At 60.6% G+C, this 20,508-nt stretch carries 18 protein-coding genes and 1 pseudogene; 2 read left to right on the forward strand and 17 right to left on the reverse strand.

The annotated features are described in order from the left end of the window. Positions 1–10: 10 nt before the first annotated feature. The 5 genes from KI235_RS25980 to KI235_RS26000 are packed head-to-tail and all read right to left on the reverse strand — an operon-like array spanning position 11 to position 5,231. Positions 11–3,109, reverse strand: a complete 3,099-nt coding sequence (locus KI235_RS25980; RefSeq protein WP_027912169.1) for a PilC/PilY family type IV pilus protein — start codon at positions 3,107–3,109, stop codon at positions 11–13. After that, positions 3,096–3,566, reverse strand: coding sequence for a PilX N-terminal domain-containing pilus assembly protein (locus KI235_RS25985; RefSeq protein ID WP_027912168.1), 471 nt, complete (start codon positions 3,564–3,566; stop codon positions 3,096–3,098). Before KI235_RS25985 ends, KI235_RS25980 begins: the two co-directional genes overlap by 14 nt. Before the next feature lie 20 nt (positions 3,567–3,586). After that, a complete protein-coding gene (locus KI235_RS25990) occupies positions 3,587–4,303 on the reverse strand; it encodes a prepilin-type N-terminal cleavage/methylation domain-containing protein (protein ID WP_003205716.1) in 717 nt (238 codons plus the stop codon). Continuing rightward, a complete protein-coding gene (gene pilV, locus KI235_RS25995) occupies positions 4,300–4,761 on the reverse strand; it encodes a type IV pilus modification protein PilV (protein WP_003205718.1) in 462 nt (153 codons plus the stop codon). The genes KI235_RS25990 and pilV overlap by 4 nt, the downstream gene beginning before the upstream one ends. Further along, a complete protein-coding gene (locus KI235_RS26000; protein ID WP_003205719.1) occupies positions 4,758–5,231 on the reverse strand; it encodes a GspH/FimT family pseudopilin in 474 nt (157 codons plus the stop codon). The genes pilV and KI235_RS26000 overlap by 4 nt, the downstream gene beginning before the upstream one ends. 120 nt (positions 5,232–5,351) lie before the next feature. Here KI235_RS26000 and KI235_RS26005 point away from each other — a divergent pair, with 120 nt between their 5' ends. Further along, on the forward strand, positions 5,352–5,891 hold the full coding sequence (locus KI235_RS26005; protein ID WP_028237095.1) for a GspH/FimT family pseudopilin: 540 nt from the start codon (positions 5,352–5,354) through the stop codon (positions 5,889–5,891). On the opposite strand, the gene ispH is transcribed toward KI235_RS26005, so the two are convergent. The 6 genes and pseudogenes from ispH to murJ form a co-directional block, all read right to left on the reverse strand. Beyond that, complete coding sequence (ispH, locus tag KI235_RS26010; RefSeq protein WP_003205721.1) at positions 5,845–6,792, reverse strand: 4-hydroxy-3-methylbut-2-enyl diphosphate reductase; 948 nt, start codon at positions 6,790–6,792, stop codon at positions 5,845–5,847. The genes KI235_RS26005 and ispH overlap by 47 nt on opposite strands. A gap of 206 nt (positions 6,793–6,998) precedes the next feature. Next, a complete protein-coding gene (gene fkpB, locus KI235_RS26015; protein WP_003205723.1) occupies positions 6,999–7,436 on the reverse strand; it encodes an FKBP-type peptidyl-prolyl cis-trans isomerase in 438 nt (145 codons plus the stop codon). After that, positions 7,429–7,941, reverse strand: coding sequence for a signal peptidase II (lspA, locus tag KI235_RS26020; protein WP_003205724.1), 513 nt, complete (start codon positions 7,939–7,941; stop codon positions 7,429–7,431). The genes fkpB and lspA overlap by 8 nt, the downstream gene beginning before the upstream one ends. Continuing rightward, complete coding sequence (gene ileS / locus KI235_RS26025) at positions 7,934–10,765, reverse strand: isoleucine--tRNA ligase (RefSeq protein ID WP_003205726.1); 2,832 nt, start codon at positions 10,763–10,765, stop codon at positions 7,934–7,936. The genes lspA and ileS overlap by 8 nt, the downstream gene beginning before the upstream one ends. Positions 10,766–10,778: 13 nt before the next feature. Next, positions 10,779–11,717, reverse strand: a complete 939-nt coding sequence (ribF, locus tag KI235_RS26030; protein ID WP_003205727.1) for a bifunctional riboflavin kinase/FAD synthetase — start codon at positions 11,715–11,717, stop codon at positions 10,779–10,781. A gap of 129 nt (positions 11,718–11,846) precedes the next feature. Further along, a pseudogene (murJ, locus tag KI235_RS26035) lies at positions 11,847–13,384 on the reverse strand (murein biosynthesis integral membrane protein MurJ). Positions 13,385–13,638: 254 nt separating this feature from the next. Here murJ and rpsT point away from each other — a divergent pair. Continuing rightward, the gene (gene rpsT, locus KI235_RS26040) at positions 13,639–13,917 is read left to right on the forward strand and encodes a 30S ribosomal protein S20 (RefSeq protein WP_003185593.1); all 279 of its coding nucleotides are present in this window, start codon (positions 13,639–13,641) and stop codon (positions 13,915–13,917) included. Positions 13,918–14,295: 378 nt separating this feature from the next. On the opposite strand, the gene KI235_RS26045 is transcribed toward rpsT, so the two are convergent. The 6 genes from KI235_RS26045 to rplU all read right to left on the reverse strand — a co-directional run bounded on the left by KI235_RS26045 (position 14,296) and on the right by rplU (position 20,356). Then, complete coding sequence (locus KI235_RS26045) at positions 14,296–16,332, reverse strand: hypothetical protein (protein ID WP_053163381.1); 2,037 nt, start codon at positions 16,330–16,332, stop codon at positions 14,296–14,298. An 81-nt stretch (positions 16,333–16,413) separates the two neighbouring features. Next, positions 16,414–16,869, reverse strand: coding sequence for a CreA family protein (locus KI235_RS26050; protein ID WP_003205733.1), 456 nt, complete (start codon positions 16,867–16,869; stop codon positions 16,414–16,416). Positions 16,870–16,878: 9 nt separating this feature from the next. Continuing rightward, on the reverse strand, positions 16,879–17,997 hold the full coding sequence (proB, locus tag KI235_RS26055) for a glutamate 5-kinase (RefSeq protein WP_003205734.1): 1,119 nt from the start codon (positions 17,995–17,997) through the stop codon (positions 16,879–16,881). Positions 17,998–18,334: 337 nt separating this feature from the next. Beyond that, a complete protein-coding gene (cgtA, locus tag KI235_RS26060; RefSeq protein ID WP_003205736.1) occupies positions 18,335–19,558 on the reverse strand; it encodes an Obg family GTPase CgtA in 1,224 nt (407 codons plus the stop codon). 190 nt (positions 19,559–19,748) lie between these two features. After that, positions 19,749–20,006 (reverse strand): 50S ribosomal protein L27, encoded by a 258-nt coding sequence (gene rpmA / locus KI235_RS26065; protein WP_003205738.1) that lies wholly within the window; start codon positions 20,004–20,006, stop codon positions 19,749–19,751. A gap of 35 nt (positions 20,007–20,041) precedes the next feature. Next, complete coding sequence (gene rplU / locus KI235_RS26070) at positions 20,042–20,356, reverse strand: 50S ribosomal protein L21 (protein ID WP_003176051.1); 315 nt, start codon at positions 20,354–20,356, stop codon at positions 20,042–20,044. Positions 20,357–20,508: the final 152 nt, after the last annotated feature.

Below are 20,508 nucleotides of genomic sequence, written 5' to 3' on the forward strand. Positions count from 1 at the left end.
CCTTGCCTCTTCATTGTATTTGTCGCCACATGATGCGGCGGCTGCCGCCCACGGATTTTTCCAGCAGCTCGGTGATGTTGCCGCTGGAGTCGTTGACGATCATGTTGGTGGCCCCGCTGGCGCTGACGACGGCGCTCAAGGTCGGGATCCCCCCCGTGAAGACCACCCCGCTGGAAATCGTGTCGGAGCTGTTGATCGTGCCGTCACCGTTGGTATCGAGCACCGCATAATTGAGCATCTTACCGTTGAACGCATCCAATTCGATCAGTTTGCCGGTACCGAAGCTGGCACAAGGGTCGGTAGTGTCCACGGCAGCCGTGGTAAAGACCACGCGCCCGCTCACCAGATTGGCCGGGTTGATCACCCGCTCACCAGTCAGCGCATTGTTGTACACCAACGGCAGGTACCAACCCTTTTTCGTCGGATAAGCCACGTCGGTCTGGCTGGTAGTCACGAACTGCCCCGTGCTGCCTGAGAACACTCCCGTGATCGACTGGGCCTGCAGGCTCGACACGGTGATTTGCCCGGCACCGCCGGTGGCGTCCCATATCGAGTAGAACCCTTGCAGGTCCTTGTTGAGTTTATCCGCGGTTTCGTTGAACTTGCCGGTGCCGAAAAACACCTGGGTACCGCCCTGCGGGTTGTCCGCCAGCAGCGGTTGAACGGTGATCGGCTGGGTCGCGCCACCGGAGGTGGTGAACAATGGCTGACCGGCAAACGCTACGCCCCAAGCAGTCGGGGAAGTGCCACTGAGGTCGAATTTCCACATCCGCCCTTTCAGGTCGCCACCGTATGCCGCCTGCACCACATTCTGGGAGTTGACCCGCAGCTTGACCGACGACAAGCCATTACCGGTCTCGCTGCTGTTGATGACGATTTTCCTGATCAACGAGCCGTCGCGGATATCCACCACGTACAGCGCCGCGACACCGCTGTTGCTGCCGTAGCCGTTGGAGATGAACGCCGCCCAGCGCCCATCCGCCAGGCGGGCGACTTCGGGGCGGGCGTAGGCGTAGCCCAGGTCATTGAAGGCATTGGTCGTGCTGGCAACGACTGGCGCGCTGATTTCCCACAATGCCCGCAACACATTGCCCGCTGTCGCATCGAACAGCTGAACCGCATAGAACGTCTTGCCCCCGGCACCAGTACCGCCCAGGGCCACTGTCTTCCAGACACTCCCCGATTGCGTATCGAATACGCCGACCTGCCCATCCACCAGGAACTTGTGGCTCACGCCATTGACGTAGTTGGTGTCGGCAATGTTCTGCAGCGATGGCAGTACGCTCGACGGCATATAGGCATAACGCCGCGTACCGTTTGCACTGTTGATGACGCTAAAAAAACCGTCGTTGGCGTTCACCACCAGGCTGGTATTCATGTTCGCCGCTTTGGTCGTCAGATAAGTGCTGTAGCTCGTGTCGTTGAGCAAATCCGCAGCGGTCTGCTCATTGGGCGATGCCAGTACCAGCGGCGAATTGATGATGTCGCCCAGCAATACACTGCGCACCTTCAAACCGGTCTTATTGACGCCCTTGCTCCACTCCACCAAGTCATTGCCGGTGATTCCCGTGGGCAGGTTCTGGCTGAGGCTGGTTTGCTGGGCCGGTGAGAAGTTAGCGAAGGCCAGGGTGACAGGTACATTCGTCACGGTGTTCCAGGATTGGTAAATCGGTGCCGTGGCGCCGGGCACGATGGCGGTGTCGGTGGTCCACTGCACCGCAGCCCTGTTGACCGTGCCTGCCGAGGTGAAGCCGAACGCCCGGATGGTGCCGCGCCAGTCCTTGGGGTCGTAGGTGGTCTGGTAGTAACTGGAGGTGCTGGACAACGTGGCGGCGTTGGTCGTGCCGGCGCCCCCGGACCCGGCCTTGGAGGTGATATCGCTCAAGGCGGAGGCCAACGCTGAGTTCAGGCCTTCGCTGTCGCTCGCTTGGTAATACTTGCCTGCGCCGTAGCGGGCGGCGTCGGACAACATCGGGTTGCTGGCGGTAAAACCCACGGTGTAGGTGTTCAGGTATTGCCGAGTGAAATCCGTGGCGTTCCAGCTCTGGCCGGTGGCGTCGGTGCCGGTGGAACGCATGTCGATGTCGAAGGCGAACTTGGCGATATCATCCAGATATAGCGTGTCGCCCTCGCCGTCACCACTGAGATCGGCACCATCGTTGTTGACGCCATCCCAGTTCGGCAAACGGGCCAAGCCTAGTGGGTCGTTGGTGGGAAACGTCCGGTCATAGGTGGGTAAACCGTCGGTGATGACCACGCCGAAGTTTTTCTGGCAGCGGTACTGAATCGGGCTGGTATAGGTGGTCGGCGTGCTGTTGTAGTACGGCGCCATGCCCCTGAAATAGCGGGTGACTTCGTAATAGCTCTCGGCCAGCGGCGTATTCGCAACGGCGCCCAAGCCGTTGATGGCGTTGATCAGGGCGCTGTAGTTGCTGTTGGCCTGGGTCTGGGTCACGCTGCCGCTGACCGGCGACAGGTCGCTGATGGCGCGAGCGATGTAGCCCCCTGGCCCGGAATTGCTGCTGTTGGGCGGGTTGAACGTGGCGAGGCCGATACGCAAGGCACGATTGCTGGCAACCAGGTCGTTGGACACATCCCGCGCCACGTTGACTCGATAATCGTTGGGAATCGTGCCAGTGGTGAAATCCCGGCTCGAGCCGTTGGCCAGGGTCACCAGATACGCCAGGTATTTACCGGTATAACGGGTATTGCCGCCTCCCACAGGGTCTGGCAACCGAAGGCACACCCGCCCAATGCCGGGTCGATAGAAACCGTACCAGCCAGACGAGCAGCCGCCACGCAACAGGCCCACCAACAGGATGTTCGAATCTTCCAGGTCCAGCTCATACCTGTCGTTACAGTTGTTACTGGCGCTGCAGGCATAAGTGCGCGTTTGCGCCGCCGCCGGATCAAACCCCGCCGCCCAGATAATGTTGTTCATGCTCCCCGAATCATCGATCAGCAACATCACGTTCGGTGTAACGGCAGCTGCACTCAACAGCGGTGAATCAGAAGGCGTGAACGCATAGGCCGGTGCCGCCAGGTAAAGGCTGAGCAACAACCCCCACAACATCGCTATCCAGCCACGGCGAGCCTCAGTATTTCGCATAGATGCTCTCCACCACGCTGCGCTGGTTATTGCCCACCACCGCCACCGCCGTGATCCGGTACAGCGTCGCCGAGGTATTGACCGGCACGTTGACCGCCGCAAGCGTAGTGCCGATGTTCTGCACGCCATAAAACCCGCCGGCAGCGGTAACCCAGAGCACCCCCGACGACGAATTGCGCCCCGCCGCCGTGATGGTCGCCGACTCGGCCGGCGGCGCGCATTGGATCGTGGTGGTACAGGCTGGCAAGGAATAGGTCTCGACCTGCACCGCACTCTCACCCATCCTCAACGCAGCCTCGGCAATCTGGAAGGACTGGTTGCGTTGCATGACGCTGCTGGTCATTTTTTCCTGGAGGGTGGCGCTCTGCATCGACGACAGGCCGATCAGCGTCAGCAGCAACAGGAAAACCAGGCTGACCAGCAGTGCCATGCCACGCTGGCGATGCTTGAGATCCATCGAGATCATCGAGCGCCCCCTCATAGAAGCCGGTTGCGCAAGGCGGCAACCACGTTGAAGGTCTGCTCGCGCACCGTGTTCCTTGGATCAAAGAGCGTCAGGCTCAGGCGCACGCTGCGGATCAGTGCCGGGTCTGCCGGGTTGCCGGTGTAGCTCGACGCTGCGACGTCCGTGGCGCTGGCGGCCACGCCAAACGTCACGTCGAACGCCCGCACGTTGTCCACCAGCACCGACAGGGTCGGCGGATTGGCGGTGCCGCTGCCCAACAGCAATTGGTTGTTGTTGAAGCTGTAGACCAGTCGACGGATCGGGAAGGCCAACTGCCCCGCCGCTGGCACCCGTGCGTTCGAGTAGGCCGTCGCCGAGGTACGGCAATCGGAGACGACGGTCCAGGTCGGCACGCTACCGCCACTCCCAATGTCCGCAGTGACCAGGGTCAACCTCCGGTTGGCGTTATCCCATCGGATTGGAGTGGTCTGGCTGGCCGCGAAACTGTTATCCGTTGAAGCATCGATGACGGTCGCCAGGCAGCCGAACATGCCCACCATGCGAATTTCCTGGACCATTTTGCTCAAGGCAAACCGCGCGTCCTCCTGAATCACCGCGGCGGCATTCTGGCTGACGTAGGTATTTTTGGCGGCAATGAAAATCTGCACGACACCCAACACGACGATCAGGCTGAGCACCAGCGCGATCATCAACTCGATCAGGCCAAAACCGCGACTGTGCCGGTTCATGGCGTTGTCCCCACCGGGTCGACGGCGACGCGGCTGGTCAGCACGAAGCTGCGCCGCGCCTCGGCGGCGTTGGTGGTATTGGCGGCCCGGGTGTCGTCCCAGGAAATGGTGATGGTGTAGACGCGCTGGTTCAGCGCAATGGTGCCAGTGGCCGTGGTGCCGCCGAAGGCAATGATGTTGGTCTTGAAATCGTAGAGGTCCTGGTCCCGGGCCACGTTGAGGTTCGGCGAGCTGGGCGGTGTGATGGTGTAGTCGGCTCCGGAGTTGGCGCGAATGCGGTCGAGCAGGTCGTAGGCAATGAAGCTGGCCTGGCTGGTCATGCGCGAACTGTCGGTGTACTTGAGCGCATTGAGCTGGATCATCGCCGCCCCCAGCAAACCGACGCCGAGAATCAGCACCGCCACCAGCACTTCGATCAACGTCATGCCGGCCTGCGCCCTTTTACTGCAACCCTTCATCCGCAACTTCCACCCAATACGATTCTTCCATTGAGGCAAACACTCAGCGTCCTGCTCTGCGCCCCGCGTACATAATTGAAACTCACCGGCGTGGCTGGTGCCGACAACCCGCCGAGGTTGTTGAAATCAATGTTAGTCACGTCTGAGGTTAGCGTCAGAGTCGCGCCGCTGCTCATTGCTGGAACAACCCGCAATACATTGGCCGGCGTGCCAGTACTGTCATAGACCGTCAGTTCGCCGCTCCAGACACTGCCCTGGGCCGTGGGGCGAATTCGCGTGGTGATACCACGGTCGATCGCCTCCATCCGGGCAAAGTTCAGCGCCCGGCGCAAGTCGCCGATATCGGTATCGGCCTTGGTGCTCTGCAGCGAGCCAGTGAATGACGGTACCGCCATGGTGATCAGGATCAGCAGCACGCCAAGGGCCACCAGCACCTCGATCAGCGTGAAACCTTTTGTACGAAGATCCATCGGTGCCCTCCGTTGCCGTCGGCTATACCTGCCTCTACACGCTAGAACAAACCACCGCCGTATGTGCGGTTGTTTCGGTTTACGGCGTTCGTCGTTTTCGTACTCCAGGGAGGAGACGTCATGTATCAACAGGGTTTCAGCCTGATCGAACTGCTCATGGGACTGGCAATCGCCGCAATTGTTCTGCCGTGGGCCGGCGCGAGCTACAAAGAGCTGATCGAATCCATCGAACGCGAGGACACCGCGCAGTTGCTGATCAACGGCTTGCGCATCGCCCGCAGCGAAGCCATCACGCGTAATCGCAGCGTATTGATACAAGGAATAGACAATGATTGGGGCCGGGGTTGGCGGATCATGCTGGACAACAAGGAAAAAACCTTGCTGATGGAACGCCCCGCTAGCGCCCGTGTGGTCGGCAACCAGCCGATGAGACGCAGGGTGAGGTTCGGCAACCAGGGGGAAGCACTGCACCCCAGCGGCGCATTCCAGGCCGGCAGGCTGCATGTCTGCGCCAAACGCGGGCCGGTCAGCCACCATCAAGTGATACTGGCGCCCTCCGGCCGCGTCCGCCTGGAAAGCGTCGAGGCCGAGCAGGCGCTGTGCGAGAAAGGACTTAAAGCAAGGAGCGCACGCGCAGCTCTTTCGGCATCGAGAACGTGATGTTCTCCTCGCGACCGGCCAGTTCATCGGAGCCCGTTGCACCCCAGGCCTGCAATTGCTGGATCACGCCGCGCACCAGCACTTCCGGCGCGGAAGCACCGGCGGTGATGCCGATGCGCTCGACGCCGTCGAACCAGCTGCGTTGCATGTCCTCGGCACCGTCGATCAGATAGGCCGGGGTGGACATGCGCTCGGCCAGCTCACGCAAGCGGTTGGAGTTGGAGCTGTTGGGACTGCCGACGACCAGGACCACATCGCATTCGTCGGCCAGTTGCTTGACCGCATCCTGACGGTTCTGGGTGGCGTAGCAGATGTCATCCTTGCGCGGGCCACCGATGGCCGGAAAACGCGAGCGCAGGGCGTCGATCACACGGCTGGTGTCGTCCATGGACAGGGTCGTCTGGGTAACAAAAGCCAGGCTCTCAGGGTTGCGAACCTGCAAGGCCGCCACGTCCTCCTCGTCTTCGACCAGATAGATCGCTCCGCCGTTGCTGGCATCGTATTGGCCCATGGTGCCTTCGACTTCCGGATGGCCTTCGTGACCGATCAGGATGCATTCGCGACCGTCACGACTGTAGCGCGCCACTTCGATGTGCACCTTGGTCACCAATGGGCACGTCGCGTCGAAGACCTTCAGGCCACGACCGGCGGCTTCGGTGCGTACTGCCTGGGAAACCCCGTGGGCACTGAAGATCACGATGACGTCGTCCGGTACCTGGTCCAGCTCCTCGACGAAAATCGCCCCGCGGCTACGCAGGTCTTCGACGACGAATTTGTTGTGGACCACTTCGTGGCGCACGTAGATCGGCGGCCCGAAGACTTCCAGGGCGCGGTTGACGATTTCGATCGCCCGGTCCACACCGGCGCAGAAGCCACGGGGGTTGGCGAGTTTGATTTGCATGCTGTGCCTCGTGTCTTGCGCGCAAGAATTGAATGCTTGCCTGTTAATCGAGCGAAAGGCCCGAAAACAATGGAGATCCCATGTGGGAGCGAGCTTGCTCGCGATGGCGATGGGGCAGTCACCCCTGGACTAAAAGGGTCTGCGCAATCGCGAGCGAGCTCGCTCCCACAGTAAATCGAGTGGCAGCAGGAACTGCCTGTAAAACCTTAAACCGCCTTCACTTCGAGGATTTCCACTTCGAAGTTCAAGGTCTTGCCCGCCAGCGGATGGTTGAAATCCACGGTCACCTGGGCGTCGTCAAAAGCCTTCACCACACCCGGCAGCTCGGTATTGGCCGCGTCGTTGAAGATCACCAGCAGGCCCTCGGACAGCTCCATGTCCTGGAACTGGGAGCGTGGCATGGTCTGCACGTTTTGCGGGTTGGGCTGACCAAAGGCGTTTTCTGGCGGTACGACCACGGTGCGCTTGTCGCCGGCCTTGAAGCCGAAGATCGCCGCTTCGAAGCCTGGCAGCAGGTTGCCGTCACCGACCTTGAACACCGCCGGAGCCTTATCGAAGGTGCTGTCGACGGTGTCACCGTTTTCCAGGTACAGGGCGAAGTGAAGCTTCACTTCAGTGTTTTGAGCGATACGCTGCTCAGTCATGGACGGCTTCTCCGGTTTTCTTGCTCTTGAACATATCCAGGGCGAGCATCACGGCGCCCACGCTGATGGCGCTGTCGGCAAAGTTGAACGCCGGGAAATACCAGCGGTTCTGCCAATGCACCAGGATGAAATCGATGACATGGCCCAACGCGATGCGGTCATAGAGGTTACCCAAGGCACCACCGAGCACCAAGGCCAACGCCACGGCCAGCCAGGTCTCATTGCGCCCCAGGCGCTTGAGCCAGACCACCAGCACGGCGCTGACCACGACGGCGATCAGGGCGAACAGCCAGCGCTGCCAGCCCGAACTGTCGGCCAGGAAGCTGAATGCCGCCCCAGTGTTGTAGGCCAAGGTCCAGCTGAAGTAGTCGGGAATGATCACGATCTGCTGGTACATGGTCAGCGAGTTCTCGAAGTAGTACTTGCTGGCCTGGTCGATGACCAGTACCAGCACACTCAACCAGAGCCAGCCCAGCCGCCCGAAGCGGCCCGCCGCGTTAGGCATAATGACGAACCTCACCGGTGCCGCTGATGTTGTCGACGCAACGACCGCAGATTTCCGGATGCTCCGGGTTCACGCCGACGTCTTCGCGGCAGTGCCAGCAACGGGCGCACTTGGTGTGGTTCGACTTGACGATCTTCAGCTTCAGGCCGCTGACTTCAGTGGTCACCGCATCGGCCGGCGCCTGCACGAAAGGCGCGACGCTGGCGGTGGAGGTGATCAGCACGAAGCGCAGTTCGTTGCCCAGCTTGGCCAGGTCGGCGTCCAGTGTGTCTTCGGCATAGAGGGTCACTTCGGCCTGCAGGTTGCCACCGACGGCCTTGGCCGCGCGCTGGATCTCCATTTCCTTGTTGACCGCCGCCTTGACCGCCATCACGCGATCCCAATACGCACGGTCCAGCTCGAAGCCTTGCGGCAGTTCGGTCAGGCCTTCGTACCAGGTGTTGAGCATCACCGATTCGTTACGCTCGCCCGGCAGGTACTGCCACAGCTCGTCAGCGGTGAACGCCAGGATCGGTGCGATCCAGCGCACCAGCGCCTCGCTGATGTGGAACAGCGCGGTCTGGCACGAACGACGGGCCTTGCTGTTGGCGCCGGTGGTGTACTGGCGGTCCTTGATGATGTCGAGGTAGAAACCACCAAGCTCCTGCACGCAGAAGTTGTGGATCTTGGAGTAGACGTTCCAGAAGCGGTATTCGCCGTAGTGCTCCTGCAATTCGCGTTGCAGCAACAGGGTACGGTCTACGGCCCAACGGTCCAGCGCGAGCATTTCTTCGGCCGGCAGCAGGTCGGTGGCCGGGTTGAAACCGGTCAGGTTGGAAAGCAGGAAGCGCGCGGTGTTACGGATCCGCCGGTAGGCGTCCGCGCTGCGCTGCAGGATCTGCTCGGAAACGGCCATCTCGCCGGAATAGTCGGTGGACGCAACCCACAGGCGCATGATGTCGGCGCCCAAGGTGTCGTTGACCTTCTGCGGCGCGATCACGTTGCCCAACGACTTGGACATCTTGCGACCGGACTCGTCGACCGTGAAGCCGTGGGTCAGCAACTCGCGGTACGGCGCGTGATTGTCGATGGCGCAACCGGTCAGCAGCGACGAGTGGAACCAGCCACGGTGCTGGTCCGAGCCTTCCAGGTACAGGTCGGCACGCGGGCCGGTCTCGTGGCCCATCGGGTGCGAACCGCGCAGCACGTGCCAATGGGTGGTGCCGGAGTCGAACCAGACGTCCAGAGTGTCGCTGATCTTGTCGTACAGTGGCGCTTCGTCGCCCAGCAGCTCGGCGGCATCCATCTTGAACCAGGCTTCGATGCCTTCGGACTCGACGCGCTTGGCAACTTCTTCCATCAGTTCGACGGTGCGCGGGTGCAACTCGCCGCTTTCCTTGTTCAGGAAGAACGGGATCGGCACGCCCCAGTTGCGCTGGCGGGAGATGCACCAGTCCGGACGGTTGGCGATCATCGAGTGCAGGCGCGCCTGACCCCAGGCCGGCACGAACTGGGTTTCTTCGATGGCCTTGAGCGAACGCTGGCGCAGGGTGTCACCGCTGGTGGGCTGCTTGTCCATGCCGATGAACCACTGCGCAGTGGCGCGGTAGATCAGCGGGGTCTTGTGGCGCCAGCAGTGCATGTAGCTGTGTTCGATGACGGTGGTGTGCAGCAGCGCGCCGACTTCAGTCAGTTTTTCAACGATGGCCGGGTTGGCTTTCCAGATGAACTGGCCGCCAAAGAACTCCAGCGACGGTGCGTACACGCCATTGCTCTGCACCGGGTTGAGGATGTCGTCGTTGACCATGCCGTATTTCTTGCAGGTCACGAAGTCGTCGACGCCATAGGCCGGCGCGGAGTGAACCACGCCAGTGCCTGCGCCCAGTTCCACGTAGTCGGCCAGGTATACCGGCGACAGGCGGTCATAGAACGGATGACGGAAATTGATCAGCTCCAGCGCCGAACCTGGCGCGGTGGCGACCACCGAACCTTCGAGGTTGTAGCGGGCCAGGCAGGATTCGACCAGTTCTTCGGCCAGCACCAGCAGCTTGTCGCCGACGTCGACCAGGGCGTAGTTGAATTCCGGGTGGACGTTCAGCGCCTGGTTGGCCGGGATGGTCCACGGGGTGGTGGTCCAGATCACGATCGAGGCCGGCTTGGCCAGCTTGCCCAGGCCGAAAGCCGCGGCGAGCTTGTCTTCATCGGCGATCGGGAACGCGACGTCGATGGTCGAGGACTTCTTGTTCTCGTACTCGACTTCCGCCTCGGCCAGGGCCGAACCGCAATCGAAACACCAGTTCACTGGCTTGAGGCCCTTGAACACGAAGCCGCCCTCGACGATTTTCGCCAGGGCACGGATTTCGCCGGCTTCGTTCTTGAAGTCCATGGTCTTGTACGGGTTGGCGAAGTCGCCCAGCACGCCCAGGCGGATGAATTCAGACTTCTGCCCTTCGATCTGCTCGGTGGCGTAGGCACGGCACAGTTCGCGAGTCTTGTCCGCGCCCAGGTTCTTGCCGTGGGTCACTTCGACCTTGTGTTCGATCGGCAGGCCGTGGCAGTCCCAGCCCGGGACATACGGCGCATCAAAACCCGACAGGGTCTTGGAGCGGATGATCATGTCCTTGAGAATCTTGTTCAGCGCGTGACCGATGTGGATAGTGCCGTTGGCGTACGGAGGGCCGTCGTGCAGGACGAACTTCGGACGATCCTTGCCAATTTCGCGCAACTTTCCGTACAGGCCAATGCTGTCCCAACGCTGCAGAATCTGTGGTTCGCGCTGAGGCAGGCCGGCCTTCATTGGGAAGGCGGTGTCCGGAAGGTTTAGCGTGGCTTTATAGTCGGTCATTTAAGGCTCTTCATTAGCGATTGGCGCTGGTTGCGACAAGGGCACGGGCGGCGGCGATATCTGCATGGATCGCCGTCTTGAGCGCCTCCAGAGAGGCAAAACGCTGCTCTTCACGCAGCTTATGGTGGAAAACCACCGTCAAACGCCGGTCATACAGATCGCCGGCAAAATCCAGAACATGTACTTCAAGGTGAGCCTTGCCATCGCCCTGGACCGTGGGTCGCACACCGATGTTGGCAACGCCGGGCCAGGTCTTGCCGTCGATCTCGACACTCACCAGGAATACCCCGGTGAGCGGTACACGACGACGCTTGAGTTGCACGTTGGCCGTCGGCGTGCCCAATTGGCGCGCCAGTTTCTGCCCATGCAGGATCCGCCCGGCAATCCGGTACGGCCGGCCAAGCAAGCGCTCAGCCAATTCAAAGTCGGCAGCCGCCAGGGCATTGCGGACCTGGGTGCTGCTGACGCGCAAGCCATCGATCTCGACAGTCTGCGCCGCTTCGACGGTGAAACCCTGGGCGATACCGGCCTGTTGCAGGTAGTTGAAATCGCCTACCCGGTCGCAACCGAAGCGAAAATCGTCGCCCACTTCCAGATGCTTCACGCCCAGACCGTCCACCAGGATGGTCTCGACGAAGGCAGCAGCGCTGAGCTTGCTCAGGCGCCGATTGAAGGCCAGGCACAGGACCCGGTCGATGCCTTCGGCGGCCAGCAATTGCAGCTTGTCGCGCAACCGGGCCAGACGGGCCGGGGCAGTGGCCGGGTCGAAACATTCCCGCGGCTGCGGCTCGAAAATCACTACGCAGCTCGGCACGCCCAATTCCAGCGCGCGCTCGCGCAGCCGCGCCAGGATAGCCTGGTGGCCACGGTGAACACCGTCAAAGTTGCCAATAGTGGCGACACAGCCCCGATGTTGGGGGCGCAGGTTGTGGAGGCCTCGAACCAGCTGCATAACGCGCTTCTTGCTCATAAAGTGGCCGATTATAACCACACCCGGCGGCCGACGACAGGCAACACCGCACCCCAAAGTGATCGAACCGACAAAACCACTGCCCACTCCGGGATTATCGAGGGCTTGCCCTCAGCTCAAGGCCTTGCGATTGAAGTCACGCAGACGGAACCCCATCAGCAGCAACATGCCGAAATACGCCACCACGCCGGCAACCACCAGCGCACCCAGGCGCAGGAAACGCTCGAGCATCTGCCCTTCGCCCCAGGCCGGCATGAAATGCATCGCCCCCAGCAAAACCGCCGACATCACCGCCACGGCCACCAGCAGCTTGAGACCGAACTTGCCCCAACCCGGCTGCGGTTGATACATCTTCTGCTTGCGCAACTGATAAAACAGCAACCCGGCGTTGAGGCACGCGCCGGCACTGATCGCCAGGGCCAGGCCGGCGTGGGCCAGCGGGCCGATGAGCAACAGGTTGAACAACTGCGTCATTACCAGGGTGAAAATGGCGATTTTCACCGGCGTGCGAATGTTCTGCTGGGCATAGAACCCCGGCGCCAGCACCTTGATCACGATGATCCCGAGCAGGCCCACCGAGTAAGCGATCAGCGCACGCTGGGTCATCAAGGCGTCGAAGGCATTGAACTGGCCGTATTGGAACAGCGAAACCGTCAGCGGCTCAGCCAGGATTCCCAGGGCCAGGGAACAGGGCAAGACCAGCACGAAACACAGGCGCAGGCCCCAGTCGAGGATGCGCGAATACTCCTGGCGGTCCTGACTGGCGTAGGTCTTGGCCAGGGTTGGCAGCAGGATCGTGCCCAGGGCCACACCCAGCACGCCGGACGGCAGCTCCATCAAGCGGTCGGCGTAATACATCCACGACACCGAGCCAGCCACCAGGAACGAGGCAAAGATGGTGTTGATGATCAGGGAAATCTGGCTCACCGACACCCCGAGGATCGCCGGCAACATCTGCTTCATCACCCGCCACACGCCGCTGTCGCGCAGGTTCAGCCGTGGCAGGACCAACATGCCGATCTTTTTCAGGTGCGGCAGTTGATAGAGCAATTGCGCCAGCCCCCCACCAGCACCGCCCAACCCAGGGCCATCACCGGCGGATTGAAATACGGCGTCAGGAACACCGCGAACACGATCATGCTGACGTTGAGCAGGGTCGGTACAAAAGCCGGTACGGAAAAGCGGTTCCAGGTATTGAGGATCGCCCCGGCCAGGGACGACAGGGAAATCAGCAATATATAAGGAAAGGTCACCCGCAGCAGGTCCGAGGTGAGCTGGAATTTTTCTGGCGTATCGGTGAAACCCGGGGCCGTGGCCCAGATCACCCATGGCGCGGCGAGCATGCCGGCCGCCGTGACCAGCGCCAGCACCAACGTCAGCAGGCCAGTGACGTAGGCAATGAACGTGCGGGTCGCTTCGTCGCCCTTCTGGCTCTTATATTCCGCCAGGATCGGCACGAAGGCCTGGGAGAACGCCCCTTCGGCGAAGATCCGCCGCAGCAGGTTGGGCAACTTGAAGGCGATGAAGAAGGCGTCGGTGGCCATCCCGGCGCCGAATATCCGTGCGATCAACGTATCGCGAACGAACCCCAGGACGCGGGAAAGCATCGTGATAGAGCTGACGGCGGCCAACGATTTGAGCAGATTCATGAAAAGAGTTTTTGCCTGTCGATAAACAGCAGGCGAACAACGCGCCCACTTGTGCGATACTCCGCGCCGCTAAACAGTGCAGAGCCAAAGCCCGCGAGTTTACAGGTCGCACGCCGGAAAGAAATCCTTCGGTGCGCAGCACCTGCCATTCAGCGGAACGCGTCACCCGCCCTTGACAAGACTTCAACTCATCGGCATGATTCGCGGCCTATTTTGTTTGCTATTTCCCAAAAAGTCTTTCGAGGAGCTCGACGGTGGCCAACACACCTTCCGCCAAAAAACGTGCAAAACAGGCTGAGAAGCGTCGCAGCCACAACGCCAGCCTGCGTTCCATGGTCCGTACCTACATCAAGAACGTAGTTAAGGCCATCGACGCAAAAGACGCTGAAAAAGCTCAAGCTGCTTACGTTCTGGCTGTGCCAGTTATCGACCGCATGGCCGATAAAGGCATCATCCACAAGAACAAGGCTGCTCGCCATAAGAGCCGTTTGAATGGCCACGTAAAGGCCCTGAACGTTGCCGCTGCTGCCTAAGCGACGCGCTCGTTAAAAAACCGACCTCAGGGTCGGTTTTTTATTGCCTGCGATTTACCCCCCTTGCGGGAGCAGTGGATCAGCTTGCCTTAATACTGAATGCGCCACCACATCGCGAGCAAGCTCGCTCCCACATTGATTCCGAAGAGCTCACACAAATCGCACCCACCACAAATCCCTGTGGGAGCCGAGCTTGCTCGCGATGGCGGAGAGTCAGCTTGCATCCATGCTGGATGTGCCACCGCTATCGCGAGCAAGCTCGACTCCCACATTGGCTCTCGGGCGCTGCATATCCACTGCTCACCACAGATCCCTTGTGGGAGCGAGCCTGCTCGCGATGGTGTCAGTGAAAACAGATATCTCCACTAAAGCCCTGCACTATTCCCCAAAATTGAAAACCACCGGCTTGGGCGGAGGACAACCACCAGGTGGCGGGAAATTCTGCACGCCCGCCTCGTCGTAGCCGGTGTAACAACCCACTATCTTGTCGCCCTTGAAGTTCATGCGGCGCTCAACCACACCTGTCGGGTAGTAGTAGACCGTCTCCCCTTCGCGCTTGGCGTACGAGTAGTCCCTGTATTCGCGCCCCTCGACCGTTATCAGGCGAAAGCCCTGCTTGGCCTCGGAGAACTTCAACTGGCCGCTGGGGTAGTACTCGTTGTGAGTCACGCGATCATCAGGCCCCAACAACACCTCCCGGACCTTGCGCCCGTCCTGGGTATGGCGGGCGCTTTGCTCATTACCGAACAGGTAATCACTCTCCGAGTCGAAATGCCCGTTGTTGAAAGCCCCGCGCTGCTTGCCGCAAAGCTTGATACGGGTGTATTTCCCATCAGGCACGTGGCAATAGTTCCTGTCCGCGATCAACACCCCAGTCGCATCAAATGATTGCACGTTACCGATGGGCTCATCCCCCTCGTACATTGCCACCGTATCGGGTTGACCATTGGGGTGATAGAGACGAAAGGCACCCTCTCGCGAACCATGGCGCCACGAGATATCCGAAAGCAGCACGGCACCGTCATCGGTGTAGGTCAGCGCCCGCCCCTCGATCTGGCCGTTGGCATAGTTGGCCGAATAGGTGAGCTTGCCATTGGCCGCGTAGGCTTCTTTCAAGCCATCCAGCACACCCGCGCGGTAATGCTCGACGAGCCGTAACACACCCGCGGCATCCACTTCGCGCAATTCGCCTTGCTTCTTGTCGGCGACAAAATCCACAGTCTGGACACCACCGCCGTCCATTCTCAAGGTCCAACGACCTTCCCGGACGCCCTGCACATAACGCCCCTCACCCCAAGGCATTATCCAGTCCCCGTGCTGCTGCCCCGCCACAAAATCGCCGCGCTGGACAACCTCCCCATGACGCACGCGCTCGGAGGGCCCGTCGAAATCACCATGCTTGTAAGTATCGAAGCCAGACATCTGCTCTTCATCGTCACGCGCCTCGATCGTCCAGCGCCCCTCATAGAAATCGTCGACGATCATACCCTTGGAAACCGTGCCCCCATCACTGACGACCCACGGCCCCTGGCGCAGTCCATCCACATAGGTGCCGGTGGACGCGTAGCCCGACTCGTCGAATTCCGCCCACTTGCCCGACCTCTTGCCCTGAACATAGACACCCAGCGCCCAGAGCCGCCCATTGCCCAAGGCCGCCCAGGCCCCATCCTCGGAACCCTGGTACACCTTCGGATCGGTTTCCCAAGCCATCCTGCTGACACGATAGGCAGAACCCACATCCTCGTCCTGAGGCGGCACGCGCTCGTAAGTCAGCGTGAGCCAGCGCCCTTCGCGCTGCTGGAAAGTCTTTTTGTAGGTGTCGCGATGAGGATCCTCCGGCGGTTGCCCCACTGACGCCGGGACACCGTCGACACCAAAGTAGCCCACCAGCGTGCCACTCGCGGGCTGCAGCGTGTCGAACTCGGCGACACCGGTCTTGGGCAACACAGCGCTGTAATCGTAGGGCGGTAACTTGCCCAGCTCTTTCTGGACCAGCGCGGCAGTGAGGACCTTGCGATCAGCGGCTATACGATCCAATACCGGCTGCAACGTCTCGAGCCGGCGATACCCACCAGTGGACGGCACGAACCGATAGCCATGAAGAGCGTACTGCCCCTTTGCCCGTGACAGCACGACCAGTGTCTGGAGAGCACTGTCGAGGCTGGCGTAGAACACCGACTCGACACTCGCATCGCCATACCTGTCGAGCACTTGCGGGACGCCATCCGGCGAATCACACAGGCATGAGTAGCCTACGACACCCTCGGCTTCGCGGATAAATGCCAGCGTCGCCCCACTCTCCTGGGAAGTTTTTATCAGCGGATGGGCCAAGGGTTTTTCGCTATAAAACGGCTCAGCCAAAGCCCCGACCGACACCGAACAACCCAATACAAACAGCAGCAAAAACGCACGCATACGAATCCCTTCGCGCCAAAAGCACAACAAATCCATGTAGATAAAAAAAGCGAGCCGATCGGCTCGCCCGCCATTCGCGACTTAACGCCAAGGCAAGATCGGAATAGCCGTCACCGCGTTCTGCGGGCTGCCCTCGATCACGCGATCGCTGTAGACCAGGTACACCAGCGTATTGCGCTTCTTGTCGAGGAATCGCACCACTTGCATGGTCTTGAACACCAGCGAAGTGCGCTCACGGAACACCTCTTCGCCGTCCTTGAGCTCACCCTTGAAGCTGATGGGCCCGACCTGGCGGCAGGCGATGGACGCCTCGGCGCGATCCTCGGCCAGGCCCAGGCCGCCTTTCACGCCGCCAGTCTTGGCCCGCGACAGATAACAGGTCACGCCATCCACCTTGGGATCGTCGAACGCCTCGACCACGATCCGATCGTTCGGCCCGACAAACTTGAACACCGTCGACACTTGGCCAATTTCTTCAGCCGAAGCCAGCAGCGGCACCGCCAACAGCAAGCCGATCAATCCTTTTGCCAAACCCATGATTTTTCCTTAGACGAGGATCAGGTTGTCACGGTGAACCAGTTCGGGCTCCGCCATGTAACCCAACAGACCGACAATCGCATCAGACGACTGACCGATGATTTTCTGCGCTTCCAGCGCGCTGTAGTTGGCCAGGCCACGGGCGATCTCACGACCGTCCGGCGCCACGCACACCACCATTTCGCCCCGACGGAAACTGCCCTGGACCAGCTTCACACCCACTGGCAGCAGGCTTTTGTTGCCTTGGGACAGGGCCGCCACCGCGCCAGCATCCAGCACCAACGTGCCACGGGTCTGCAGATGCCCAGCCAGCCACTGCTTGCGCGCTGCCAGCATGCCGCGCTCCGGGGAGAGCAAGGTACCGATCCGCTCGCCGGCTTTCAGGCGGTCCAGCACCCGCTCCAAGCGCCCACCCACGATGATGGTATGAGCCCCGGAACGCGCCGCCAGACGCGCAGCGCGCAGTTTGGTCTGCATGCCGCCACGGCCCAGCGCACCACCCGTGCCGCCCGCCACCGCGTCCAGCGCAGGATCGTCGGCACGAGCTTCGTAAATCAGCTTGGCATCGGGATTGTTGCGCGGATCGGCATCGAACATGCCGTCGCGATCCGTGAGGATCACCAGTAGATCCGCCTCCACCAGGTTCGCCACCAGCGCCGCCAGGGTGTCGTTATCGCCGAAACGAATCTCGTCGGTGACCACCGTGTCGTTCTCGTTGATCACCGGGATGACTTTGAGCTCCACCAGCGCGCGCAAGGTACTGCGGGCATTGAGGTAGCGCTTGCGGTCGGACAGGTCGTCGTGGGTCAGCAGGATCTGCGCCGTATGGCGACCGTGCTCGGCGAAGCTTGATTCCCAAGCCTGCACCAGGCCCATCTGGCCGATGGCGGCGGCGGCCTGCAGCTCATGCATCGCGCTGGGTCGCGACGTCCAGCCCAAACGGCTCATACCGGCTGCCACGGCCCCCGAAGAGACCAATACCAGCTCGACGCCAGCCTCATGCAAGGCCACCATCTGCTCGACCCACACCGCCATTGCCTGGCGGTCCAGGCCCTTGCCATCCGCCGTCAGCAGTGCGCTGCCGATCTTCACGACCCAGCGCTGCGCACCCGTCACCTTGCTCCGCATTATCTTCAACCTTTGCCAGCGAACGACGCGACCCAGCGCCGCCCATGGGATTATTCGTATTTGCGTTTTACAGATACCAAAACGCCGCTCGAATGAGCGGCGCCTTGGAAACCGGCTGGTTGCGATGATAACACCGCACTGGACCAGTTAAACCTGCCCCATGCCAGCCACCCGAGAATCCCTGTGGGGGCGAGCTTGTGGGAGCAAAGCCTGCTCGCGATGACATCGTCACATCCAACACCTTTGCTGGCTGTAAAATCGCTATCGCGAGCAAGCTTTGCTCCCACAGATTCGCTCACATAGGCCTTAGCCTCAACTGAGCGGCATCAGCACAAGATCAGTCGCGAACGTAGATGATTTCCGGACCATCCTCGTCATCCACATCTTCTTCGTCCCAATCGTCGTCACCGATGTCATGGACCGACTTGACGCCACTGCGACGCAGGGCACGCTGGTCGTCCAGCGCCTGCAACTGGGCACGGGCCTCGTCTTCGATGCGCTGATCGAGCTCGGCCAGCTCTTCCTTGTAGGCCGGATCGTTGGCCAGGCGGTCGGCGCGATCTTCCAGGTAACGCATGATGTCGTGACACAGGCGCTCGGTGCCTTCTTTGGCGATGGCCGAGATCACGTAGACCGGACCTTCCCACTCCAGGCGATCGACAATTTCCTTGACCCGCTCCTCATGCTCTTCTTCAAGGATCTGGTCGCACTTGTTCAGCACCAGCCAACGGTCGCGCTCGGCCAGGGCCGGGCTGAACTTGGTCAGTTCGTTGACGATGACTTCGGCGGCATCGGCGGCACTGGTTTCATCCAGCGGCGCCATGTCCACGAGGTGCAGCAACAGACGGGTACGGGACAAGTGCTTGAGGAAACGAATCCCCAGGCCTGCACCCTCGGAAGCCCCTTCGATCAAGCCTGGAATGTCGGCGATTACGAAACTCTTCCAGCGGTCGACGCTGACCACGCCCAGGTTCGGTACCAGGGTGGTGAACGGGTAATCGGCCACTTTCGGCTTGGCCGCCGACACCGAGCGAATGAAGGTACTTTTACCGGCGTTCGGCAAGCCCAGCAGGCCCACGTCGGCCAACACTTTCATTTCCAGCTTCAGGTCACGCTGCTCGCCTGGCTTGCCTGGCGTGGTCTGGCGTGGCGCACGGTTGGTACTGGATTTGAAACGGGTGTTGCCCAGGCCGTGCCAGCCGCCATGGGCGACCAGCAGACGCTGGCCAGCCTTGGTCAGGTCGCCAATCACTTCCTGGGTGGCCGAATCGATCACCGTGGTGCCGACCGGCACACGCAGGATCAGGTCTTCGCCCTTCTTGCCGGTGCAGTCGGTGCTGCCGCCGTTGGAGCCACGCTCGGCATCGAAGTGCCGGGTGTAACGGTAGTCCACCAGGGTGTTGAGGTTTTCGTCGGCGAGCATGTAGATCGAGCCGCCGTCGCCCCCGTCACCGCCGTTCGGGCCACCGTTTTCAATGAACTTTTCCCGACGGAAACTCATGCAACCATTGCCGCCGTCGCCGGCCTTTACTCGAATCGATACTTCATCAACAAACTTCATGACACACGCCTCTCGCCATACGGACGAGCCAAAAAAACAAGACATAAGACTCTTGCAAAAATGAGCGCAGCGACCTGATGACACGCCCCAACCGCAGCGCCGACAGCCCATACAAACAGTTTTGCAAGAGACTCACCCCACAAACGAAAAAGCCCCGTCGCAAGACAGGGCTTTTCCAGCGGTCTCGCAATTAAGCTGCGATAACGCTTACGTAACGACGACCGAAGGCGCCTTTTACTTCGAACTTGATCACGCCTTCGACTTTAGCGAAGAGGGTGTGATCTTTACCCATGCCCACGCCGTAGCCAGCGTGGAATTGGGTGCCGCGCTGACGCACGATGATGTTGCCTGCTTTGATAGCCTGGCCGCCATACATCTTCACGCCAAGGCGTTTGGCTTCTGAGTCGCGACCGTTACGGGTACTACCACCAGCTTTTTTGTGTGCCATGAGTTCAATTCTCCTAGTGAGGAATTAGGCTGAAATTAAGCCTGAATACCGGTGATTTTGATCTCGGTGTACCACTGGCGGTGGCCCATACGCTTCATGTGGTGCTTACGGCGACGGAACTTGATGATGCGGACTTTATCGTGACGACCTTGGGAGATCACTTCAGCCACAACGGTAGCGCCAGCAACGACTGGAGCGCCGATATTCACGTCATCGCCATTGGCGACCAACAGAACGCGATCAAAAGTCACGGATTCGCCGGTAGCGATTTCCAGTTTTTCGATCTTCAGGTATTCACCTGGGGCGACCTTGTATTGCTTGCCACCAGTAACAATTACTGCGTACGACATGGTATTTCTCCGATAATCCTGCTCACCCAGCGCTTTATAAGAAGAGGTATTGGCTGGCATGGCTGCATGGGCTGGAAGGCCCTAATGCAATTGCGTAAGGCAGGTGCTGCCCAGGAAGTTCAGGGTGCGCGATTGTACGCAAGCCAAGAGAG

This window comes from Pseudomonas sp. St386 (genome assembly GCF_018325865.1).
Classification (GTDB): Bacteria; Pseudomonadota; Gammaproteobacteria; order Pseudomonadales; family Pseudomonadaceae; genus Aquipseudomonas; species Aquipseudomonas brassicacearum.